A 23,061-nucleotide genomic window follows, 5' to 3' on the forward strand; every position below is an offset into this window, starting at 1 on the left:
GTTAGTCGGAATCCTGAGCGTCGACGACGGCGACACCGGCGAGGTTGACGATGTCCTTCACCTCGTCGCCGCGCTGGAGGACGTGTACCGGCTTATCCATCCCGACGAGCATCGGGCCGATTGCGGCCGCGCCGCCGAGCCGCTGGAGCAGCTTGTAGCCGATGTTGCCCGCCTCCAGATTCGGGAAGATGAGGACGTTTGCCGGCGCGTCAAGCTGGCTAAACTCGTAGGTGTCGTCGATGATCTCCTCGACGACGGCCGTGTCGGCCTGCATCTCGCCGTCGACCGGGAAGTCGACCCCGCTGTCGTCGTGGAGCTGTGAGACGGCATCCCGGATGGTGGCTGTCGCCTCGTTGCGGACGCTGCCGAAGTTTGAGTACGACAGCATCGCGGCCCGCGGTTCGACGTTGAAGCTGCGGGCCAACTCGGCGGTGTGTTTGGTTACCTCCGCCAGCACGTCGGCGTCGGGGCGTTGGTTGACCGTCGTGTCGGCACAGAAGACAACGCGATTTTTGAACGCCAGCAGGTAGACCCCGGCGGCGTAGTTGGCGTCCTCGGCGGTGCCGATGACCTGTAGCGGCGCGCGCAACGCCGAGGGGTAGTGGTGGGTCAGCCCGGTCAGCATGGCATCGGCGTCGCCGGCTTCGACCATCACGCTGCCGAGATAGTTGGTGTCGCCCTCGATGAGTTCGGCGGCCTCGCTGCGGGTGATCCCCTTGCGACGCCGCAGCTCGTAGAGGCGGTCGGCGTAGGAATCGAGTTCGTGCCCGCTTGGATCAACAACTTCCGGCTCGAAGGCCAACCCGAGGCTGTCGGCCGTCCGCCGGATCTCGGTTTCATCACCCAACAGGACGGGTTCGGCGATCCCCTCCTCGGCGAGCTGGTAGGCCGCCCGGATCATCTTTTCATCCGTGCCTTCCGCGAGCGCAACGCGTTTGGGATCGCTTTTGGCCTTGTTGAGCACGATCCGCATCATCTCGCGGGATTTGCCGAGCCGGGCCTCTAGCTGCTCGGCGTAGGCATCGAGGTCTTCGATCTCGGTGCGGGCACAGCCGCTGTCCATCGCCGCCTCGGCGACCGCAGGGGCAACCTCGAACAACACGCGTGGATCGAGCGGTTTCGGGATGACGTAGTCGGGGCCAAACTGCAGCGGCTGATCGCCGTAGGCTTTGACGACCTCGTCGGGCACGTCCTTGCGGGCCAACTCCGCCAGGGCCTCGGCGGCGGCGCGTTTCATCGCCTCGTTGATATCGGTCGCTCGCACGTCGAGCGCGCCCCGGAAGATGAACGGGAACCCCAACACGTTGTTGACCATATTCGGGTAATCCGACCGGCCGGTGGCGACGATCACATCGTCCTCGCGGGCGGCTTTGGCGTCGTCGTAGCCGATCTCGGGGTCGGGGTTGGCCATCGCAAAGATGATCGGGTTGTCGGCCATCGATCGCACCATCTCCTGAGAAACGATGCCGCCGACCGAGAGCCCGACGAACACGTCGGCGTCTTCCATCGCGTCGGCGAGATCCCCGTCGCTCACGTCGCGGGCGAACCGCTGTTTGTACTCGTTGAGATCCTCGCGGTCGGTCGTGATGATCCCCGAGGAGTCACACATCGTGATGTTGTCGTGGTCGACACCCAGCGAGACGTAGAACTCCGCGGTTGCGATCGCCGACGCACCCGCGCCCGAAAAGACGATATCGAGATCGGCGAGATCCTTGCCCGTGATGTCGGCGGCGTTCAGGAGGGCCGCGCCCGAAATAATCGCCGTCCCGTGTTGGTCGTCGTGAAAGACGGGGATGTCCATCCGCTCGCCGAGCCGTTCCTCGATCTCGAAGCATTCGGGGGCCTTGATGTCCTCCAGATTGATGCCGCCGAACGTCGGCTCCATCGCGGCGACGGACTCGACGATGGCGTCGGCGTCAGCGAGATCGAGCTCGATATCAAAGACGTCGATGTCGGCAAACCGCTTGAAGAGGACGCCCTTGCCCTCCATCACCGGCTTGGAGGCTTCCGCGCCGATGTCGCCGAGGCCGAGGACGGCCGACCCGTTAGAGACGACGCCGACGAGGTTGCCCTTGGCGGTGTACTCGAAGGCGGCCTCGGGATCGGCGTCGATATCCCGGCAGGGGGCGGCGACGCCCGGCGAATACGCCAGACTCAGGTCGCGTTGGGTGTTGGTCGGCTTCGTCGTCTCGATAGCGATCTTGCCCGCCGGCGGTTCCCGGTGGTACTCGCGGGCATCGTCATCTAATCCCATACCACGGGATGCCGGGGGAGCCACAAAAGTACTGGCTCCCACAGCGGCTCAGTTGTCGTCCGCAGTCGGGTCGTCGGCATCAGCATTCGGCAACGTCACCCGGATCCGGTTGCCGCCACCCTCTCGCATTTCGACCGCGATCGACCCCTCGGAGAGTTCGACGACCCAGTAGATGAGCCAGAAGCCGAGGCCGCTGCTGTGGTAGAGCGCGTCCATCTCGTGGTCGCCGGTGAGCACGCTGGCCTCCATCGACGGGATGGCGATGCCGTTGTCCTCGACGATCAGTGTAACCGCGTCGTCGACGCTGACGGTCACGTCGACCGTGGGGTTGGCGGCCTCGTTGTGGGTGACGGCATTTTCGATCAGCTCGACGACCGCCGCTTCGAGCTCGTTCGTCCCGCAGGTCGTGGCGGTTTCGGGCATCGACAGCGTGATCTCGGCGTCGGGATAGCGGTCGCCAACGGCGTCGACGCTCGCCGCAACGATGGTCGTGAGATCGACCGGACGGGTGGAACCCGCGCCGCGCAAGGCTTCGATGACGCCGCGCTGTTTCTCCGCGCTTTTCAGCAGGTCATCGCCTGTCCGCCGGATGACCGCCGCGCTGTCGGCGGCTTCTGGCACCGACTCCTCGATCAGTTCGGCGTTGCCAACGATGACGCCGATATCGTTGCGGACGTTGTGTCGGAGAAGGTTGTCCATCACCGTGAGCTGTCGCTCCCGGCGGCGACGATCGGTGATATCGCGGGCGAAGCCGGTGATGCGGACGATCTCGCCGTCCTGGACGATCGGCTCAGCCTGCACCCACAGCCAGACGTTGTAGTTTTTCCCCGGGTTGACGCGGTACTCCATCTCGACCGACCGGCCCGCCGAGAGACACTCGATGGCGTCTTCGACAGCCGGTGCGTCATCCGGATGGATCGCATCGAGAAACGCGGTCGGATCAGCCTCAAGAGCCGCAATCGGCTGCCCAAACACCGACTCGTAGGCCGGATTCACGAACAGTAGCTCCGAGAAGTCGGCGTCGAACATCCAGAGCACGTCGCTGCTCGTCTCGGAGAGCTCCCGGAGCCGCGTGCTGAGCTCCTTGCACTCGCGTTCGACGGTCACACGATCGGTGATATCCCGGGAGCTCACAACGTAGCCGTCAAGCGTGTCGTCGGTGACATTCGACATCCGACTTTCGAGCCAGACCCACGCGCCGTCGGCCGCCCGAAAGCGGTATTCGACGCTGCCGGCGGCGTATCCCTCGCTGTCGATCGTCTCGGTGAACCGCTCGCGGACAGCGTCGACATCGTCGGGATGGATGTAGTCGAAGGTGTTGGTGCCGACGAGGTCGTCCGACTCGTAACCGAGGAGTCGCTCGGTCGCGTCGTTTACGTAGGTAAACGAGCCGTCGGCATCGAGGAGGGCGATCTTGTCTTGGGCGTGATCAAGGAGGACGCCAAGTGAGGCCGAGCGTGACATAGGTGCTCTGACATGGGTCGTGAGGGGACCGCAAACGACTGTCTTGGACATGTTACGCCAGCATGATAAAAGCCGGTCACGCGTCAGCTACCCGTTGTTTTGGCCATCGATCCGACACACGACCCCCGCCGACAGCGACGATCAGTCGACGACAGCCGACTCGCCGCCGTCGTCGATGGCGTCCGTTTGGGGTCGCAGCCGCAGGTCGTCGTCACAGGCCGCCAGCATCGACACCTCGTAGTTGGTGACGTAGGTCAACACCGCGATCTGCACCGGCAACAGCAACACCCAGCCGATCAGCAGCGTCAGCGCGCCGAGCAGGCCCAACACCACGAGCGCGGCGGTCGAGGATGCGGCCGCGCTGAGCCCACCGAACAGCCCGAATACGATGACCAGCCCGATCACGCCGCCGATGACAAGGACGATCCCGTAAACGATGACCGAGAGGATCGCTCGGGCGATGCCGACCGCCAACAGCAGCAGGAAGTGGACGACGAGGTAGACGCCGAACTGCGAGAGCTGCCCGCGGAGGACGGGCCAGAACCGCCGCCAGCCGTCGAGGACGCCGCTGTCGGTAACGACCATCGTCGGAACGACGAACTCGTCGGTGATCCGGCTCACGATCATCGAAACAAGGACGACCGCGAGGAAGACCAGCGCGGCGGCCACACCGACAAGCGGGCCGATCGGAACATCGGCCAGCAGGAGGAATGCCACGAGCCCGGCGATCGGTCCGACGGTCAGCAGCTGGAGGCCGATCTTGAACCCATACAACCGGAGTGCCTGGCCGAATCGGCGTTTCGCGGGCTCGACAAGCCGAACTGTGTCGGTCTGGAGATCGTCGTAGAAGACGAACCGCAGCGTCTCCGTGATGATACCGATCACCAGCCCGATCCCGAGAACGATGAGGGCGATCACCGCGATAAGCCCGAGCTCGGCCCCGGCCATCTCAAGGAGTTCACCCGGCGGTGGCAGCTCGCCGGTCGGCGGCGCGCCGGCTGTCACGTTGCCGTCGGGCCCGAACTCGCCACCGGGCGCGGTGCTGATATTCCCGCCGGAGGTCATGTTGCCACCACCAGCACTCATGTTACCGGTAGGATCGTCACCAGGAACCGAGGAGGGGAGGTTCAACAGGCCGAGGCCGGAGCCGCCCGTCCCGACAAAGATCGAGATGAGGGCGAGCTTCAGCCACCGACCGATCGCAAACGGGGAGAGAAACGACCGAGTTTCCTCGATCGCCTCGTCGACACTATCAATCGCGTGCCATGACATATGCGTGACCAGTCTTGACTACCTGAAAGGGGTTTCGAAGGCGCAAATCCGCTTATGAATCACGGTGCAGGATCGCGGGACGCGAAAGCCGGACATCGGCGACCGTGTCGACGGCGGCGACATCGATAGTCGGCCAGTCGCCGGTCGTCGTCAGCGGCTCGATAGCGTCGTCAGCGACCAGCACAGTTCCCTCGCTTTTGGCACCCTGCACGGTCGGGTTCCACGCGTAGGCCATCGGCGCGAAAACACGAGCCGCGTGATCGGGTGTAGCGATCCACTCACGGCCGGCAAATCCGGCCGCGCCACCCTGGTGATGGTTCATCCACTCGTCGGGCCAGCCGACGGCGGCGTAGGCGTCCTGAATCGCCGCGAAAACCGAGCCAGCGTCGTCGCCAGCAGCGGCGGCCGACCGCTGGGTCGCTGCCAACGCCGACACCTCGACGCGAGCGGCCGCGCGATGGCGGTCGGCCAGCCAGTCGGGGGCGTCGAAGGCGACCGTCCGAGTCGTGCTCGCGTACAGCCCGCCGCGGTGGGCCGTCACCGACAACAACGCGTAGTCACCGATTTCGGTGTCGCTCGGCGTGTAGTGCCGATACGCTTGGGCGCGTTCGTCGCCGCCGACGAGGACGACCGGCGCGACGAGCCCACGGGCTTCGAGGGCTGCGCGGAGGTCGGTAGCGACCGCGCGTTCGGTGTCGGCGGGTGAGAGCGACCGCGCGACCGATTCGATAGCCTCGGCCACATCCACGCCGACCGCGCGATAGCCCTCGATGTCGGCATCAGCCAGCGGCTGGCGGAGCGAGGAGGCGTCGACCGCCTCGAAGCCGGCAACGTCGAAGTCGGCCGTCGCGGGCGTCGGCGACCGCTCGGCAACCGCGTCGGCCAGCGAGTCGGCGTACCAGTCGGCGGCCTCGATCGTGAATGCGTCCGGAAGCTCCTCGTCGCGGAGCCGCGGGGCCTCGATGGTGTCGGTAACGACGCGAAAGCCCTGCTCGCGGTCATAGCCGGCGGCGGCGACGCCGACCGGCCCCTCGCGGTCGACGACGTTGCTGCCGCCGGTCAGCCACGCGAAGCTGTTGGGGCGACCGAACCAGACGGCCGCCAGATCGCGGTCGTCGAGATAGGCGTCGAGTCGCGCCCGGCGGTCGTCAAGCGGCGGCTGGATGGACATAGTCGTCCCTCCGTGGGCGACGTACTTGAATCCGAACGAGACACTGCAGCCGCGAGTGAAGACGGCTCTCGGACGAGGGTACTATTCAGATAAGTTCGTTTTGATTGAGAACACCTCGAAAGCCCCCGGCGGCTCGGCTTCCGGGACTCGCTGCGCGCTTCGTCGCTCACTCCGTTCGCTCCTCCAGTGCTTGCGTCGTCCGGGTACGCCGACCCGCCGGCCCCTTTCAGTCCCACCCCGTTGGTGGGGCAACCGACTGCGGTCGGCTGGGACTTTCGAGGAGGTTCCAGTTTTTCCGACTTCTCTGAACACGACTCGGCCGAGTGAAGACAGGTCTAAATAGCCCGCGACCCGACTCTCAAGCAATGGTTCAACGCCCAAACTGGCTCAGCTTTCGACGGTTTGCGGCGGTGACGACGGCACTCACGCTGTCGCTGATCACCCTCGGCGTTTACACCTCCGCCACCGGCTCGGGGTTGGCCTGTCAAGCACAGTGGCCGCTCTGTTCGGATCAGTTGATCCCCGCGCTGTCGATCAACCCCGATTTCATCGAGTGGTTCCACCGTGTCGTCGCCATGATCACCGGCTTCTTCATCCTCGGGACGGCCGGCTGGGCATGGCAGCGCGGCGACCGCCGAACGACGCTGGCGGCGGTCGGCGCGGTCGTGTTACTCCCGCTGCAGATATCGATTGGTGCGATCACAGTCACGCTCAACGGGCTGCTGCCGTGGGGGTACAGCGCGCCGACACACGCCGCCCATCTGATCGTTGCCCTGTCGATTTTCACGCTGTTGTCGCTGACGACGATCTACGGCTACCGCGACCATCACAGCCGCCCACCACGACCACGGAGCCGCCGTACGCTCGGCGTCGCGTTGGCCGCGCTGCTGGTCAGCGGGCTGTTCAGCCGCGGCGTCCCGCTGTTGCAGTATTCGCCGGGGGCCCAAGCGTGGTACTACGCCAGTTCGCTCGTCGCCGTCGTCGCGTTGCTGGCGACGATCCACTGGCTGGACGGCGTCGATCCGCTGGGTCGACGGCTCGCGGGCGTCGCCTTCGGCGTGTTGCTGGCGACGATGCTGATCGGGCGGGATCTCATCATCTACACGCCGACCGTGCAACTCCTGAACTTCGGGCTCTACCTCGCGCTGCTCGGCGTCGTCGCTGCCGGTCTCTGGCGGCTGGTCGACACCGACACGCCGTCGACGGCGACGCGACTCGGCAGCGAGCAGTCCGAGTGAGCGAAACCGCAGCGACGGTTACATGAAATCGTTGAGCCCGGCCTGATCCTCGTCCTCCTCAGCACCGCGATCCGCGTCGTCACCGGGTTCGTCGGCGACATCGCCGGCCGTGTCGCTCGGGTCGTCGCCGGTGGTACCGCTGTCGCCCTCGTGGTCGCCGCCAGCGTCGTCGCTGCCGGCCGCGCCTGCGGCGGCGTCCCGTACGTTGCCAGCGAACGCACCGCCGGAGTGGGCTTCCATCGCCTCCGCGCGCAGCTCCTCGGCATCGGCGACGATAGACTCAACCTTGTTTGTCGACTCCCCGCTGCCGGTGATAAAGGAGACGGCCGCCTCGTCGAGGTCGTAGGCCGCGGCCATCGCCACCGTCAATTCCCGCGGTTTGCAGTGGTGGGTCATCGCCGACAGGAAGGGCAGCACGTCGCGGCGGGCGGTGTCGATGCTCAGCCCGCCGCGTTCGGCGATCCGCTGGCAGACCTCGTCGGCCGTCTCATCGGAGCCGGGCCAGAACTGCGGGCGGCTGTAGCGCGTCCATCCACCCTTGGTTCCGTCGCGGGCGGCGGCGACGCCGGCGGCGGCGTTGTCGGTCGCATACCGCCAGTAGCTGTAGTTCTGGGTGGCACGCACGCGCCCGAGCCAGCGGTCGGCGTTGGCGAGGGCGTCGTAGGCACGGGCGGCCTCGGCGGGCTCGTAGACCGCCAGCAGATTGTTCTCGATCCATTTCGTCAGATCGTCGGGCGTTTCATCGACCCGATAGGCCGACTGGAGGGCCTCCTCGGCGGACTCCTCCTTGAGGACGGCATCAAGGAACGGAAAAAGATCCATCGCCCGATCCCGGCCGCTGGTGACGACATCCTCGGCCGTGATCGATTCTCTCCCTTCGGCGGCGGCTTGGAGGTCTTTGATCGCCCCACGGAGGTCGCCGTCGTTGGTCTCGGCGATAGCGTCGAGGGCGTCGTCAGTGTACTCGACCCCTTCGCGTCGGCAGATGTCCCGCAGGACGGGCACGATAGAGCGCGCCGATACATCGCGGAACTCGATGTCCTCGCAGGCGTTTCTGAGCCCCCGAGACATCTCGTAGAACTCGTTGGCGATGAGGACGATGGGCTGGCCGGACTCTTTGACCAACTCCGTGATCGCCGACGCGCCGCCACGGTCGTAGTTGCCGTGGATGTTGTCAGCCTCATCGAGAATCACGAGTTGGCGGCTGTCGGTGTCGCCGCCGCCCGCTCCGCCGCCGCCCGCGCTGCCCGCAAGCGTCGCGTTCTTCGCCGCCCGGCCGGCGAACCGCTCGATCACGTCGGCGGTTCGCTGGTCGGAGGCGTTGAGTTCGACCGTCTCCCAGCCCATGTCGTTGGCGAGTGCGTGGGCCGCGGAGGTCTTGCCGACGCCGGGGGAGCCGTAGAGAACGACCGCCTGCCCGTGGTCGTCCCACGTCGTGGCCCACTCGTGGAAGGCATCGCGGGCCTTGTCGTTGCCGCGAACCTCCGAGAGAGTGGTGGGCCGGTAGACTTCAGTCCAATCGCTCATTATCCCCCTTTGACCCGAACTCCGCTTAGTGGTTGCGTCTATCGTCGCCACTGATCGAGCCAGACGATCTCGTCGGCCAACTCGGCTGTCGGATAGGCAGCGAAAACACGTTCGAGCGTTCGAACAGCGGCTTCGGGAGCGTCACGCAGGAACTCCCCATCGGTGTAGATGACGATGCCAGCATGCGAAACCGCCTCCGCCAGTTCGCCAGCGAAATCCTTCTGATCGTGCGTGATGAGGACGGTATCGTTCTCAGCACAGTACTGGAGTAGTCGTTCATCGGTTGTCGACGCCCCGACCGCGGCTTTGGCTTCGACGACATCGTGGCCGTTGGAGCGAAGCGTCGTGACGAAGACGCGCGGGACGTGTTCGTCAGTAAGCAGTGTCACGACGATGTGGCGGGTTCCGGCGGCGACAACGATTCCTCAGCGAGCGTGGACAGAGCATCATCGTGGCTGCGGCGAACCTCACGCATTTCGTCGGGATGCTCGTGGTAGTACGCCAACGCCGAATACACCTCGGCGAGCGAGAGGGCAAGTTGGTCGGCGACATCGACCGGTTCGTGGTCGCCCTCGGCGACGAGTTCGTAGACGTGGAGCACGCTGACACGCGTGTCCTCGATACGAGGATCGCCACCGAGTACGTCCTCGGTTCGGACGATAGCAGTCATTACAGCGAACTACGGCGGGATCGGACATAAACCTCCGTGTGATCGCGCGTCGAACACCGCGACAGCGGCGCGTCGAATACTCCGCCGGTGCATTCATACGACTACCAGCCGAACTCGTTTGTATGCCACAGCCTAAATCAGTCGAGATGACCGCCGCCGAGATCGACACCCTCCTCGATACGGGCGGCGTCGGCGTGATCTCCTTTGCCGACGGCGACGAACCCTACTCGGTGCCGATCTCCTACGGCTACGACAGCGACAGCCGCGCGGTCTACGTCCGCTTCGGCTTCGCGCCCGAAAGCGACAAACGCCGGTTCGTCGACGACGGCGCGACTGCCTCGCTGGTTGTCACCGACGACGACACCCGCGGCTGGCGCAGCGTCGTCGCCCGCGGGCAGCTGACGGAGGTTTCCGAGCCGACGCTCGACGGCAGCATCGTCCAAAGCATCCGGAAGATGAACATCCCGTTCGTGACGATCTACGACCGGCCGGCCGCGGAGTTGGAGTTCGAACTCTACCGGCTCGATCCCGACACGCTCACCGGCCGCAAGGAGCAGTAGTCTTTTGCGACGACCGCCGGTAGAACCGGTATGACTCGGGACGTGCGTACGCGATGACGACAACTGTCCGCGAGGATCTCGCCCACCGGATCGCCGGCGAGATCACGCTGAGCGACGACCCCGGCGCGACGCTGAAGAAGTGGCGCACCGATTTCAATATCTCCCAAACCGAGTTAGCCGCCCAGATCGACGTTTCGTCCTCCGTGATCTCCGACTACGAGAGCGGCCGCCGTGAGAGCCCCGGGATCGGTATCGTCCGGCGGATGGTCACCGCCCTGCTCGACGTGGACGAATCCCGCGGCGGCAGCCACATCCGGCAGTACGGCCGCGTGCTGTCGGCCGGCTTCGAGAGCGACATCGTTCACGACCTCCGGGAGTATCCGGCCGCCCTCCCGCTCGATGAGTTCTACGACGCCCTCGATGCCACCGAGGTCAGCGAGGGCAAGTGGGACTACGTCAACGGCCACACCGTCATCAACAGCATCCAAACGATCACGCGGCTGAGCAACGAGGAATTCTACCGTCTCTACGGCCAAAGCACCGACCGCGGGCTCGTGTTTACGAACGTCAGCCGCGGCGAGGGGCCGCTGGTCGCCATGCGCGTCGTCACCCCGACCCCGAATGCGGTCGTCCTCCACGGGATCGACGCCGACGACCTCTGGGAACACGCTCCCGCACTCGCCGAGATCGACGGCTTCTCGCTGGCGACCTCGACCCGTGACCTCGAGGACGCCCTCGCGGATCTGCGCGAGTTGGCCTGACCGACGGCGACGACAACGCTCAGTACTCGATCTGACTGTTGATCCCGACTACGAGCGCGGCGACACCGACGAGGGCGACAGCAACGCTACCGAGCCACGCTTGCGAAGACGGCGCGACGATCTGACTCCCCCAGAGCCCGGCGACGAGCGCGAGCCCGCCAGCGACGATGATCTGGACAAACCGTTCCATCGGTTGCGTCGTCGTTGCCGCGGCACCGACGAGAAATTACCGTTTGCGCAGCCACGCAAAGCCGATTCAGAACACACGGCGGCGACGCCCGATTCCGCCCTCACGCAAATCGGCTGCTGACACCGGCATGACGTAGGTGCCGACCCGTTCGCGTCGCCACCAGTCGCCGGTGTCGGCGCGCTCCTCGCGGGTCGTGAACCGATAGCGATAGCGAAGCACTCTGAGTTGGCTCGGCGGCTCACCGGGAAACGGGTTCGACTCCAGCAGCGACAGCGTCGCCGCGTCGTTTTCGAAAAGAGCCGCGAGGAAGGATTTGAACCACCGCTGTCGCGGCCCGGGTTGCGGTCGCATCGCGGCGAACCAGAGTTGCCAGTCCAATCGCAGATGGTAGGGAGCCCACTGCGGCGGTCGCTCGTCGGTGCGAACGGGCTGGCCCTTGAACTCGTAGGCCTGCCAGTCGTCCTCGGTTGGGTTCGTCGCGTCGGTGCCCTCGATCACGAGTTGGAAGCGGTCGGTCGTCACCGAGCCGAACGCGCCGTAGGTGTTGACGAGTTTGAGCGGATCGAACGAGGAGTTCATCACCTGCGAGCGCGAGAGCATGTTCGTCGTCGGGCGGATGCTGAGCGCGACGACGAGGATAGCCAACAGGATCGACACCGCCGAGAGCCACCCGGGCGTCGCCGTCGTCGCGGGTGCGGCGATCGGCAACAGGGATGTAAGGACGCCGTCGCTGAACAGCGCGACCGACTGGACGATAGTGAGCGCGTTCAGGAACGCGAAGTTGCCGGTCAGCATGAGCCAGCCCTGAAACCCGATAGTGGCGACGCCGGCAGCCGCGGCGAACGGCTGCGGGGCAAAATAGAGAAAGGGCACCGCGAGCTCAACAACGTGGTTGCCCAGCGTTTCCACCCGATGAAACCGATCCGGCAACCGATGGGCGAACCAACTCAGCGGGTTCGGGATCGGTTGGGTTTCGTAGTGGTAGTCGAGACACGTAAGGTCGCGCCAGCAGTCGTCGCCGCGGATCTTGATCAGGCCCGCGCCGAACATATTGCGGAACAGCAGCCACTTCAGCAGCCAGATCACGACGACCGGCGGCTGGCTCGGCCCCGCGCCGAGAAAGACGGCAAGAAAACCAGTTTCCAGCAGCATCGACTCCCAGCCATAGCCGTAGAAGACGCGGCCGGCGTTGACGAACGACTGATACAGGCCCCACAGCACCAGCCACAGCAGCATCGACGCCGGAACGGCGTAGGGCGCGGGTAGCCAGTAGGGTCCAGCAATGAGGGCGATAGCTGAGAGGACGACGCCACTCCACGCCGCCAGGCCGATGGCGCGGTCGCTCGGAAAAAAGTAGAACAGACTGGGTCGCTCGCGGAACGTGGTTCCCGCGACGTACTCCGAAATCGGCAGCAACCCATCCTCGCCAGCCAGCGGGCGGAACTGCGTCGCGGCGACGAGAAACGCCAGCAGGTAGATCAGGGCCAGTCCGCGCTGGAAGACAAAGCGGGCGAGCCAGTAGCTCCCGACCTCCGGCAGCATACGCGAGGCTGGTGGCGTGAGCGACAAATACGTACCGCAACACTGCGACCGGCCAGAAAAACGCGATCGCTATCGGGCAGTCTGTGTGATCCCGTCGCCGACGGCATCCATCACCTGGAGGACAGCACTGGCAGCCAGCCCTTGGGCGACCTCGCGTTGAGTCTCGTCGTCAAGGCCGGCTTCGAGGTCGTCGAGCTCATCGAGATCCGGCGTGTAGCCGGCGGTTACCGGGTGGCCCGCGGGCGGATCGACCGCGACGGTGGCTGCGGGGCCGCCATCCTGAAGCTCCGAGCCGACATGGTAGCCGTCGGGGAGATAGGACTCCGTTTCGGCGACGATCGCGGCGACCGCGTGGCGGAGTGCCTGCCGTTGGCCGCCCGAGAGTTCGACATCAGCTGTCGACTGATCATCGATGCCCATTCCGGCACCTGCCCCCGGATAGTTTCCGTTCATTAGAGAGTCAAACAGAGTAGGTGCGGCCGTAATAAAAAGGCGTCGGCGACGGCGATCCTTCGGCCGGTGTGGTGCGGCAATCGGCGTCAGCAGATCGGCTCGCTGTCGCCGTAGGCCGCGAGCACGACCGCGGCGGTGTGGCCGCCACCCTCGGCGTCGACGGTGGAAACGAGAGCGTCGCGGTCGGTGAACTCCCACTCGCGGAGCTCACAGCCGGCATCAAGGCCGCGACGAGCAGCGTCCTCGACGGCGGCGGGATCGGTGCCGGAGGCCTCGTAGAACAGCCCTGGCCCCGGCCCGGTCGCCCACGCGATGGCGGTCGCCGCCGTCTCGGTCGACTCCTCGGGGCCGACGACCGATCGCCCCTCGACGACGGTCAACCGATTGCCGGCCGGCCCGAGATCCGGGGCGCGCTCGACAGCCTTGATCTCGGCGTCGGCCGGGATGACAGAGGAAACAGCAACCAGATTGTAGTTATGGAGGTTGGCATCGGCGAGTGCAGCGTCGTAGGCAGCCATCGCCGTGGGGGCGCGGCCGATCCCGCCGGCGACGTGGATCGTCGTCATTACCATACCGCGGCGGCCCGGCGGGTAATCGGTTACGGATCGGGCGGGAACCGGCGAAATCGAACGTTCGCTTCGAAATAGGTCACGTAGCCATGGGGGTGATACCGCCCGCTGGCGTCGGTGGCGGCGTCAGTGGCGGTAGCGCACGACGCCGTCGTCGGTTTCGTTGGCGTCGAGTTTCTCGCTGGCGTCGTCGATATCCGCGCGGGTGACGGTCGTCCGGTCGTCGCGGATGGCGAACATCCCGGCCTCGGTGATGAGGCTCTCGATGTCCGCGCCGCTGTAATCGTTGAGGTCGGCCGCGAGATCGGCAAAGTCGACATCGCTGTCGACATTGATTGCCTCGCTGTGGATCTCAAGGATGCGCTCTCGGCCCTCGGCGTTCGGCTTCGGCACCTCGATGAGTCGGTCGAACCGACCCGGCCGGAGGATCGCCTCATCCAACATATCGAAGCGGTTGGTCGCAGCCATCAGCTGGATCTCGCCGCGCTCATCGAAGCCGTCCATCTCTGAGAGCAGCTGCATCATCGTTCGCTGCACCTCGGCGTCGCCCGACGTTTTTGAGTCGGTTCGCCGGGAGGCAACGGCGTCGATCTCGTCGATGAAGACCACGGCGGGCTCGCGCTCGGCCGCAAGCGAGAACAGATCGCGGACGAGGCGCGCGCCCTCGCCGATGAACTTCTGGACGAGTTCGGAGCCGGTCATCTTGATGAACGTGGCGTCGCTCTCGTTGGCGACAGCCTTCGCCAACATCGTTTTGCCGGTACCGGGTGGGCCGTGCAGCAGAACACCGGACGGCGGATCGATGCCGACGGCGTCGAACCGCTCGGGGTTCTCGATAGCGTCCTCGACAGCTTCCCGTACCTCGGTGACCTGGTCGTCGATCCCACCGATGTCGTCGTAGGTTACGTCGGGGGATTCGGTGACCTCCATCGCCTGAGCGCGGGCATCGGTCTCGTCGTCGAGCACCTGCTGGATGCCGAACGATTCGTTGATAGCGACGCGGTCACCGGATTCGAGCTCATCCTCCAGCTCCGGGGTGACCTCGGTGAGTACCTCCTGGTTGTTGCCGTGCTGTTTGATGACGACGTTGCCGTCGTCGGTCAGCTCCTCGACGCTGGCGATGTAGAGGGCGGCCGTCTTCAACGCCTCGTTGCGATCCTTGAGCCGGCTGACCTCCTCGTGGAGATCGGTGCGTTGATCGGTGGCTTCCGAGAGCCGGGTTTCCAGCTCCTCGTTGACAGCCATGAGCCGCTTAAAATGTTTCTTGAGTGCCGACAGCCGCTCGGCGGGCGACATCTCGGGATCCAGATCCAGCCGTGGGCGGTCGGGAATCGACGGGCTACGTGACATTCATCATCCGATTTGGTCTGCCGGTAAATGTGCCTTTGGGTCGCGGGGAATGTGCCGTGGTACCACGATTCATGTTGGTGGCGAGTATCGTCGAGAGCCCGCTCAGCGAAGCTCGTCGATCCGGTCGAGATACGTGTCGTAGACGCCGAGAGCCGACTCGATGGGGTCGGCGGCCGTCATATCGATGCCAGCGAGTTCGAGCGCCTCGATCGGATAGACGCTGCCACCGGCGGCCAGCATCTCGCGGTAGTCGGCAGCAGCCGACTCGTTCACTGCGTGGGTATCTGTATCGCCGAGAATCCCGTCAACGATAGCGACTGCCGCGGAGATCCCGGTCGCATACTGGTAGACATAGAAGTTGTAGTAGAAATGGGGGATCCGCTGCCATTCGCGTTGAATCCGATCATCGATGACGGCCGGCTCGTAGTAGTCGGCTTTGAGCCCACCGTAGATCTCGTCGAACACGTCCGGCGTCAACGGCTCATCGTTCTCGGCGCGTTCGTGGATCTGTTGTTCGAACTCCGCAAACATCGTCTGCCGGTAGAGCGTCGAGCGGAATCGTTCGAGATATTCGTCGAGGACGTGCAGCCGGAGTTCATCGTCGTCGACAGTATCCAGCAGGTGCTGGGTGAGCAGCGTCTCGTTGACCGTCGAGGCGACCTCGGCGACAAAGATCTCGTAGCCGGCGTCGTGCCACGGCTGGGCCTCCTGTGCCAACTCCGAGTGCATCGAGTGGCCCAGTTCGTGGGCCAGCGTAAACATCGAGGAAATGTCGTCCTGGTAGTTCATCAGGATGAACGGCTGGGTGTCGTAGGTGCCCGAGGAGAACGCGCCGGAGCGTTTGCCGCGGTTCTCATACACGTCGACCCAGCGACTATCGAGGCCCTCGGCGAGTCGGTCGCGGTAAGGTTCGCCTAACGGCTCGACCGCCTCGATGATCCACTCCTTCGCCTGTTCGTATTCGACATCTGGCCCCTCCTCGCCGGTGATCGAGGTGTAGAGATCCCACATCTGGAGGTCGTCGACGCCGAGGGCGTCGCGTTTGATCTCGGCATGGCGGTGGAGGGAATCGAGATTGTCGTGAACCGTCTCGACGAGCGTGTCGTAGACGGCGACCGGAACGTTCGGCCCATCGAGAGCGGCCTCCCGGGCGGTCTCGTAGTTCCGGGCGCGGGCAACTTTCACGTCCTTGCGAACCTGTTTTTTCAGCGACGTGCCGACGGTGTTGCGGACGGTCTCCCACTCGTCGTAGTAGGCCTCATGGACGCGCTGGCGAAAGGCGCGATTCTCGTGTTTCTGGAGCGTCGTGAAGTTGGCCTGGCTGATTTCGATGTCTTCGCCGTCGGGATCCTCGACGGTCGGAAACTCCATGTCGGCGTTCGACAACATCGAATAGATCTCACTCGGCGACGACGTGACCTCACCCAGCTCCGCCAGCAGCTCTTCGACCTCCTTCGAGCGCGTGTGTGGCTTGCCCCGAAGCACGTCGTCGAAGAACTGTTCGTACTCGGCGAGGGCTGGCTCCTCATGGATGAACGCCTCGATGTCGTCCGCGGTCAACTCCTGCAGCTCAGGTTCGATGTAGGAGGTTGCACTGGAGGCCTCCGAAGAAAGGGCTTCAGATTTCCCCGAGAGTGCCTGATACTCCTGATTTCGAGTATCCTCACTGGATCGAAGGCTCGCATAGACCGACAGCTGGGCGACCTCGCGCATGATCTCCTCACGGAGTTCGAGCAGTTCCAGCAGGGTCTCGGGGCTCTCGGTGACCCGGCCCTCGTAGGCGGCCAACTCCTCGATCCGCCCGGAGACCGTCTCGAAGTGTTCGGCCCACGCGTCGTCGGAGTCAAAAATCGAATCCAGCTGCCACTTGTGTTGCTCGTCGATCTCGCCGCGTTCGGGCACCGTACTCATACAGGAGGGTGGCCGACAGCGCGCCTAAAGGTTGTCCTCCGTCTCGTTGGTACTGTTCAGCGTAGTGCGATTGGATTGAAAACACCTCGAAAGCCCCGACGCGCTGGAGTCGGGGGGCTCGCTGCGCTCCTCGCTCACTGCGTTCGCTGTGGTGCTTGCGTCGCCCGCCTTCCTCCAGCGCGTCGCCCCTTTCAGTCCCGCCCACATCGGTTGGCCAAGCAGCCGCAGTTGGGTGGGACTGAAAGGGGCCGGCGGGTCGGCGAACCCGGACGATGCAAGCCGCGAGGCGCGGCGCGCCTCGGCCCATGCGAACGGCGAAGCCGTGAGCAGACACCGCAGGAGTGAGCAACGCGAACGACGAGGAGCGCAGCGAGTCCCGGGAGTCGAGACGCCGGGGGCTTTCGAGACGGTTCCAGTTTCCTCGGATTATCTGAACACGGCCGTATCGTTGAGGTGATCAGCCAAGATCGTACTGACACGGTGGCCGACAAACGCATCCAGCGCGCGCTCACCAAAGGCATCGACACCGCTGGCGGCGGCTTGTGGGTCGCGCTCGAAATCGACACCCGGGTAGTCGACCGCCGACAACACCAGTGGTTCCGGCGACGCTGTTGGCGGCCGCGGGTCGACCGGATCGTCGCCGAGCAGTTGCTCGATCCACGATAGCGACTTGGTGCCACCACCGACGGCCTGCACGACGGCGACAAATCGGCGGACGAAATGGCGCGGAAAGCCGCCGGCGGCGACGGTGAGCACCAGCACGTCGCCATCGCGGTCGAGCGTGGCGGTGAGGTCGCGTTCGGTGCCGGCCTCGTCCGGTGTCAAGTTGTGAAAATCGTGGCGGCCGTTGAGCGCGTCGACCGCGTTGGCCGCGCGGTCGTCGTCGATGGTCGGTCGGCCGTCGAGCGTTCGGCCGTCGTCGCCGATCTCTTGCGGTGCATAGAGGTGGTAAACATACTCGCGCCGGGTCGGGTCGTGGGTCGCATGGAAGTCGTCGGCAACATCGGTACTGGCCCACGCCCGGATCGTCGCCGGCAGCTCGCTGTTGAGCGCGCGGGGCGTCAGCCAGTCAGGGGGCTCGAAAGCGACCGTCTGGGTGAGCGCCGACACACCGGCGTCGGTGCGGCCCGCCGCGGCGTAGCCGGTCGGTTTGTCGGCTTCCGGCGGCAGAATCGACAGCTCCCGGAGCGCGTCGAACAGCGCGCCCTCAACGGTCGGCACCGACGGCTGTCGCTGGAAGCCGTAGAACGGCCGGCCGTCGTAGGCGAGGCGGAACGCTCGCATCGGCTGTTCGTTTCGGCGCGGCAGCGAAAAGGGTTCACCTGTCGCTCACGAAGTTATCCGGGTTGAGAGGAGTAAGCCCCCTTCTGTTTCGACCCGACATTCGGCTAAGCAGCCGCGTCGTGTTCGGACTACCTCGGCGGCCGGCGACCACACCGCGTGGCCGATCGGCCGCCTGACGCGACCTTGCACCGGTGAGGATTCACCGTTCCATCCGTTCCTGCCCGTCGCGCGGTGAAACACCGCATTCCTCGGTGGATTAACTCCCTTTCCTTACGGATCGGTTCGCGCACCTCATCGGTCGGGGCAGGGGGTCTCGTTGCTGTTTCAGAGCCAGCCGTCTCCAACTCCGGGCTTGCGCCCGGTCACCTGTCCGAACGGTGGGGGGACTTTCCTCATGGGGGTGCCCGCCGGCACCACATGGGTGCCCGCTGGCACCGCGCCCACGGGGATCGGGCTCTCTCTACCCGATTGATATGGGCTCAGCGGTCGGATAAACGGTTCGGTGGGGCGGTTGGTCGTCGATCCCGATCCATCCACAACGAATGGGAAGAATTGAAGTCGGCAGCCCTCATGCATACGTCTATGTCCGAGGCACAGACCGTTCAGCTGAGTTATGATGACGGTGCACGAGCGGTCGAGCTTGCACGGGAAGCAGTCGAATCGTACGTTCTTCATGGCCAACGCGAACACCCAGGGAGCATGCGCGATGCCTTCTATGCCCGAACGGGAGCCTTCGTCCGCATCCAATCAACACGTGGACGAGGGCAACTCCGCGGCTGTGCCGGCGCGTATCGCACCGACGACCAGCTCGGCCACGCCATCGTCGACGCGGCGATCCAGGCCGCCTCGTCGGATTCGGCGGGCTCGGAGATCGGCGCGAAGGAGCTCTCCGACCTCTCGATTTCGGTCTGTGTCGTCAGCAACACGCTGCTGACAAACGATCCGATCGAGGATATCGAGCTCGGCACCCACGGCGTCGCCCTCGACACCGGCAACGACCACGCGTGGCTCTACCCGACACTCCCCGTCGAGCAAAACTGGAGCAAGGAAAAATATCTCTCCTTAGTCTGCAAGAAGGCGAATGTCTCCCCGGTTGCCTGGCAGGACGACGATACGATGATCACTCTTTTCGAAGGCCAAGTCTTCCGCGAGCGACCTGACGGCGGCAGCGTCGAAGCACTCTAACTGCACGACGCGAGCGTTCTACGGACGGTCTGTCCGACCAACTCCGACCAGCGACGCGTCGCGCGCCGCCCGCTCGGTGGCCCCCGATAAGGATAGGTCGAAGTCGTCGACAACGTCGCCATCGCGGATGAGCGGCTCCAACAGCGGCTCGCCGTCGACCGGCGGGTCGCCCGCGCGGTGGCCGATATGGTGGCCGCCGTCGGCTGTCCGGTACACCGATTTCACGCCCGAGAGCTTCCCGCGTTTGGCGATCGCCTCGCCGTCGACTTCGACAATGTCGAGCGCGAAATCGACAGGATCAGCATTCGAGATCGTGCTCCCGACCCCAAACCCATCGGCAACGTCGCGCAACGCCCGAAGGTCGTCGACGCCGAGCCCGCCGCTGAGGAAGATATCAACATCTTCGTGGCCGGCAGCGTCGAGTTCCCACCGAACCTCGCGGATGATATGCCGGAAGTCGCCGCGACGGGAGCCGGTGGTGTCGAGCCGCACCCCATCGAGGGCGTCGCCGAGGGCGTCGGCCGCCCGGAGCGACTCGTCAACCTCGTCGCTGAACGTGTCACAGAGCGCGATCCGCTGGACATCGTCGCCGGCCGCGGCATCGAAGGCCTGCCAGGCGGCTTCCTGCTGGCCGCGGCCGAAACACAGCAGGAGGGCGTGCGGCATCGTCCCGCTGGCCTCACGGTCGATCTGGTCGCCGGCAGCAACGTGGGAAAACCCGTCAAGGCCGGCTAGCAGCGCGGATCGCTCGACGACCGCCGCGATCGAGGGGTGGACGTGACGCGCCCCGAACGACAACACCGGCGAATCAGGGGCGGCCTCCCGGACGCGTCGGGCGGCGGTGGCGATCCCCGAGGCATGCGACAGAAAGCCGAGCAGCGCGGTCTCCAGCCGGGCAAAATCGAGATACGACCCCTCGATTCGCATGACCGGCCCGCCGTCGAAACAGCGGCCCGGCGGGATCGCGTCGACATCGATCGCGTGGTCGGCCAGCAGCGCGGCGACGTCTTTCACACCCGCGAGCAGCTCGAACTCGCCGGTCGGGAACTGGTCGGCGGTCACCTCGGCGACGACCCGAGGGTTGCGATCAGCATGGTTGAGCGCGGCGTCGGTGCGCTCGAAGTAGGCGTCGGTCGCCCGGCCGCGCTGGATCGCCTCGGGCGAGATGATATCGAAATCGAGGTCGCGCATAGCCCGGCTTCGGCGGCGGTCACAAAAAGCCCGGTGGCCCGCGGGCCGCTGTCGTCACTCCCGCTGTCTCGTGGCCGGCCACGCGAGGGCCCACCCGGCAGCGAGCAGCGCGAGGAGCGCGCCAGCGATGCCGAAGCCGGGGATCTGATCGCTTGTCGCCGACGGTTCGAGCCCAGGATCGAGTTCTCGAAGCCCGTCGGTCGTCGGCGCGTGGACGATCCGCACCCGGGTGCCGTCGCGTTCGATCCCGTAAGCCCCGGCGAAAGCGTCGTCAAGCTCGTAGATCCCGGGGTCGGTTGCAGTTGCGTTGCGCGCCGTGAGAATCGCTGTATAGGCGCGGTGGAACTCGGCGGCATCGCCCGGGGTGCCCCATTCGGTCGTCCAGACGTAGCCGTCATCGTCGCCGCGGCGGTAGGGGACGAGCGCGTCGCCAGCCCAGCCGTCGGAGGGTGGCGCGCTGTAGGTTCGACTGTCATACTCGCCCTCAGATTCATAGAGGGTGCCCGGATCGACGGTGTCGGCTCGGGCGGTCGTCGCCTGATACCAGAACATGACGAAGATCGACGCCTCGCCGGCAACCTCCGTGCCGTTGCGGCCCGGCTCGGTGTAGCGTTGCCAGCCGGCGGTCGCCGTCGACGGCGGGTCGACCGAGTGGGGATCGATCGGTTCGCGGTGGATGATCTCGCTTGTCGTCGTCGGGGGGTCGGCCATCCGCTCGTCGACACCCGCCCAGCCTTCCGTGGTGACGATCTCGTGGACGTACCCCGGGCCGTCGGAGTACGGCTGGAGGACGACCGTCAGGATTCCGCGGTTGGTCGCCCCGCCGTCGCCGCTGGTCGGCGAGGCTCGCTGGCACCGCCAGCGGTCGTCGTCACAGCGTTGTCTGTACAGGGCTTCGATGTAGCCGGCCTCGCCCTCATAGAGGCCGGTCACGGCCAGATCGGCATCCTGTGTGTCGCCGCTGAACCGCGGGCTGGTGAGATCGTGGCGTTGATCCTGGAGGGCGTGGGTTAGCTCGTGGATCAATGTCGCCTCGCTGATCCGCGGGGACTCGGGGTCGTCGGCGACGATGACGATCTCATCCCGCCTCGGGCTGTAGAGCCCGTTGACCGAGCCGGTCAGCGTCTCGGTGATCGCCGTCTGCGTGCTGGTGTTGTCGCCGACGATGAACAGGGCCTTCCAGACCTGATCGTTCCAGCGGGTGTATCGCGGGTCGGAGCTGTTGGGTGTCAACTGTTCGCGGCCGAAGGTCTCGCTGTCGACGACCTGAACCGGTACCGACTCGGTGAACGGCTCGCCGCGGAGGTACTCGACGCGGGCCATCGAGCGGGCGAGCAGGCGGTCGCGTTCGGCGGCATCCAGCCCGTCGACCTGGGTGACGTTGATCGGATCGTCATGACAGATCCCATCGACACAGCCGAGGCTGGTGTTTGTGGAGTGGTTGGTCGGCGTTGTCGCCGGCGGCGTTGGTGTCGCTGTCGACGTTGCTGCTGTTGTCGTTGTCGCTGGTGTCGCTGCCGATGTTGCTGCTGTTGTCGTTGCTGCTGTGGTTGTCGCTGCCGCTGTCGACGTTGCTGCTGTCGCGGGTGTCGTTGCCGCTGCTGTTGCTGGAACGAGCGCACCGATGGCGAGAACAGCGAGGGCGACGACGAGCAGCGATCGACCGCGGCGATCCATACCGATCACAGACGGGCGGGCCTCAAGAGCGTTACTCGGCCGCAAAATCCCGGCGCATAGCGATCTCGAACCACGGACAGAGCCGCAGTTGGCGGTACCACTCAGGGTGTTCGTGGAGATGGTCGTAGTCGACCCACAGTAGTCCGCCGATCTCCTCCTCGTCGGGATCGAGCGTCGTATCGTCGAGGGTCACCTGCAGGACTGCACAGACCTCCCACTCGACGCCGGCGTTCTCGTAGTAGCGTTTGTACTCGAAGCGATCGGTGAGCTCAACCTCGTCGTACTGATCCGGGGTCACGCCGAGTTCCTCTTCGAGTCGCTGAACCGTGGCGTCGACCTGGCTTTGGCCCTCGACAGGATGGGAGGCGACGGTGCCGTCCCAGTGGGTATCCCAGAGGCGTTTTTCAGGGCTGCGCTGGGCGAGCAGGAGTCGGCCCTCGCCGTCGAAGACGAGGCAGGTAAACGCCCGATGGCGGATCCCATCGCCGGTGTGGGCCGCAAGGCGGTTGACCAGCTCCTGTTCGGTGTCGTCGGCGTCGACGGCGATCACGTCCTGGCCGGCGTTTTCGTGGCGGTCGTCGCCGGCGTCGTCAGCACTCATAGGTTTGTATGCACACAGCGGGGTCAATAAGGGTTCGATACCGCGTCGGAACCCATTGCTGCCGGCTCAAAACAGACTCAGCAGTTCGAGAATCGCATCGAACACCCATTCGTACCACGACCGCGACTCGCTGTCGTCGGTTTCCTCATCGCTCATAACACGAGATAACCGGAAGCTGACAAGATTCTTTC

Annotated in this window: 21 protein-coding genes and 1 other RNA gene; 4 read left to right on the forward strand and 18 right to left on the reverse strand. The window is 65.2% G+C overall.

The window, feature by feature from the left end; genetic code table 11:
- Position 1: 1 nt before the first annotated feature.
- From EWF95_RS07700 to EWF95_RS07715, 4 genes are all read right to left on the reverse strand, one after another.
- Positions 2-2,254 carry an NADP-dependent malic enzyme gene (locus tag EWF95_RS07700; RefSeq protein WP_142443488.1) on the reverse strand — a complete coding sequence of 751 codons (2,253 nt, stop codon included), beginning with the start codon at positions 2,252-2,254 and terminating at the stop codon, positions 2-4.
- A 48-nt stretch (positions 2,255-2,302) separates the two neighbouring features.
- Positions 2,303-3,718 carry a PAS domain-containing sensor histidine kinase gene (locus EWF95_RS07705; protein WP_142443489.1) on the reverse strand — a complete coding sequence of 472 codons (1,416 nt, stop codon included), beginning with the start codon at positions 3,716-3,718 and terminating at the stop codon, positions 2,303-2,305.
- 141 nt (positions 3,719-3,859) lie between these two features.
- The gene (locus tag EWF95_RS07710) at positions 3,860-4,990 is read right to left on the reverse strand and encodes a DUF7544 domain-containing protein (protein WP_142443490.1); all 1,131 of its coding nucleotides are present in this window, start codon (positions 4,988-4,990) and stop codon (positions 3,860-3,862) included.
- 52 nt (positions 4,991-5,042) lie between these two features.
- Positions 5,043-6,161 carry a M24 family metallopeptidase gene (locus EWF95_RS07715; protein WP_142443491.1) on the reverse strand — a complete coding sequence of 373 codons (1,119 nt, stop codon included), beginning with the start codon at positions 6,159-6,161 and terminating at the stop codon, positions 5,043-5,045.
- 365 nt (positions 6,162-6,526) lie between these two features.
- Between EWF95_RS07715 and EWF95_RS07720 the strand changes: the two genes are divergently transcribed.
- On the forward strand, positions 6,527-7,399 hold the full coding sequence (locus tag EWF95_RS07720) for a COX15/CtaA family protein (protein ID WP_142443492.1): 873 nt from the start codon (positions 6,527-6,529) through the stop codon (positions 7,397-7,399).
- A gap of 18 nt (positions 7,400-7,417) precedes the next feature.
- Here EWF95_RS07720 and EWF95_RS07725 read toward each other — a convergent pair whose 3' ends face one another.
- The 3 genes from EWF95_RS07725 to EWF95_RS07735 are packed head-to-tail and all read right to left on the reverse strand — an operon-like array spanning position 7,418 to position 9,596.
- Positions 7,418-8,926: a replication factor C large subunit gene (locus EWF95_RS07725; protein ID WP_142443493.1), complete on the reverse strand. Its 1,509-nt coding sequence runs from the start codon at positions 8,924-8,926 to the stop codon at positions 7,418-7,420.
- Positions 8,927-8,964: 38 nt separating this feature from the next.
- On the reverse strand, positions 8,965-9,315 hold the full coding sequence (locus tag EWF95_RS07730) for a DUF5615 family PIN-like protein (RefSeq protein ID WP_142443494.1): 351 nt from the start codon (positions 9,313-9,315) through the stop codon (positions 8,965-8,967).
- Entirely contained in the window at positions 9,312-9,596 is a 285-nt protein-coding gene (locus EWF95_RS07735; RefSeq protein WP_142443495.1) for a DUF433 domain-containing protein, read from the reverse strand. The genes EWF95_RS07730 and EWF95_RS07735 overlap by 4 nt, the downstream gene beginning before the upstream one ends.
- A gap of 122 nt (positions 9,597-9,718) precedes the next feature.
- On the opposite strand from EWF95_RS07735, the gene EWF95_RS07740 reads away from it, so the two are divergent.
- Together EWF95_RS07740 and EWF95_RS07745 are read left to right on the forward strand one after the other, a co-directional pair.
- Entirely contained in the window at positions 9,719-10,156 is a 438-nt protein-coding gene (locus tag EWF95_RS07740) for a pyridoxamine 5'-phosphate oxidase family protein (protein WP_246055655.1), read from the forward strand.
- A 53-nt stretch (positions 10,157-10,209) separates the two neighbouring features.
- Entirely contained in the window at positions 10,210-10,917 is a 708-nt protein-coding gene (locus EWF95_RS07745; protein ID WP_142443496.1) for a helix-turn-helix domain-containing protein, read from the forward strand.
- Positions 10,918-10,936: 19 nt separating this feature from the next.
- Here the strand turns inward: EWF95_RS07745 and EWF95_RS13535 are convergent, their stop codons facing one another.
- From EWF95_RS13535 to rnpB, 8 genes are all read right to left on the reverse strand, one after another.
- Positions 10,937-11,107 (reverse strand): hypothetical protein, encoded by a 171-nt coding sequence (locus EWF95_RS13535; RefSeq protein WP_185911736.1) that lies wholly within the window; start codon positions 11,105-11,107, stop codon positions 10,937-10,939.
- 66 nt (positions 11,108-11,173) lie between these two features.
- Positions 11,174-12,649 (reverse strand): lipase maturation factor family protein, encoded by a 1,476-nt coding sequence (locus EWF95_RS07750; protein WP_142443497.1) that lies wholly within the window; start codon positions 12,647-12,649, stop codon positions 11,174-11,176.
- A 69-nt stretch (positions 12,650-12,718) separates the two neighbouring features.
- Positions 12,719-13,102: a DUF5811 family protein gene (locus EWF95_RS07755; protein ID WP_142443498.1), complete on the reverse strand. Its 384-nt coding sequence runs from the start codon at positions 13,100-13,102 to the stop codon at positions 12,719-12,721.
- 86 nt (positions 13,103-13,188) lie between these two features.
- Entirely contained in the window at positions 13,189-13,668 is a 480-nt protein-coding gene (locus EWF95_RS07760) for a pyruvoyl-dependent arginine decarboxylase (RefSeq protein ID WP_142443499.1), read from the reverse strand.
- Positions 13,669-13,797: 129 nt separating this feature from the next.
- A complete protein-coding gene (gene pan2, locus EWF95_RS07765) occupies positions 13,798-15,021 on the reverse strand; it encodes a proteasome-activating nucleotidase Pan2 (protein WP_142443500.1) in 1,224 nt (407 codons plus the stop codon).
- 102 nt (positions 15,022-15,123) lie between these two features.
- The gene (gene pepF, locus EWF95_RS07770; RefSeq protein ID WP_142443501.1) at positions 15,124-16,932 is read right to left on the reverse strand and encodes an oligoendopeptidase F; all 1,809 of its coding nucleotides are present in this window, start codon (positions 16,930-16,932) and stop codon (positions 15,124-15,126) included.
- Between the two features lie 426 nt (positions 16,933-17,358).
- A complete protein-coding gene (gene truA, locus EWF95_RS07775) occupies positions 17,359-18,216 on the reverse strand; it encodes a tRNA pseudouridine(38-40) synthase TruA (RefSeq protein WP_142443502.1) in 858 nt (285 codons plus the stop codon).
- A gap of 60 nt (positions 18,217-18,276) precedes the next feature.
- An RNA gene (gene rnpB / locus EWF95_RS07780) (RNase P RNA component) lies at positions 18,277-18,652 on the reverse strand.
- Positions 18,653-18,798: 146 nt separating this feature from the next.
- Between rnpB and EWF95_RS07785 the strand changes: the two genes are divergently transcribed.
- Complete coding sequence (locus EWF95_RS07785; protein ID WP_120103433.1) at positions 18,799-19,401, forward strand: TIGR00296 family protein; 603 nt, start codon at positions 18,799-18,801, stop codon at positions 19,399-19,401.
- A gap of 18 nt (positions 19,402-19,419) precedes the next feature.
- On the opposite strand, the gene EWF95_RS07790 is transcribed toward EWF95_RS07785, so the two are convergent.
- Genes EWF95_RS07790 through EWF95_RS07800 form a run of 3 tightly spaced genes read right to left on the reverse strand, consistent with a single transcriptional unit; the run spans position 19,420 to position 22,870 of the window.
- Positions 19,420-20,592, reverse strand: coding sequence for a nicotinate phosphoribosyltransferase (locus EWF95_RS07790; protein ID WP_142443503.1), 1,173 nt, complete (start codon positions 20,590-20,592; stop codon positions 19,420-19,422).
- Between the two features lie 54 nt (positions 20,593-20,646).
- A complete protein-coding gene (locus EWF95_RS07795) occupies positions 20,647-22,269 on the reverse strand; it encodes an Hvo_1808 family surface protein (protein ID WP_142443504.1) in 1,623 nt (540 codons plus the stop codon).
- 31 nt (positions 22,270-22,300) lie between these two features.
- On the reverse strand, positions 22,301-22,870 hold the full coding sequence (locus EWF95_RS07800; protein WP_142443505.1) for an NUDIX hydrolase: 570 nt from the start codon (positions 22,868-22,870) through the stop codon (positions 22,301-22,303).
- Between the last annotated feature and the right edge of the window lie 191 nt (positions 22,871-23,061).

This window comes from Halonotius roseus (genome assembly GCF_006861655.1).
GTDB classification, from domain to species: Archaea; Halobacteriota; Halobacteria; order Halobacteriales; family Haloferacaceae; genus Halonotius; species Halonotius roseus.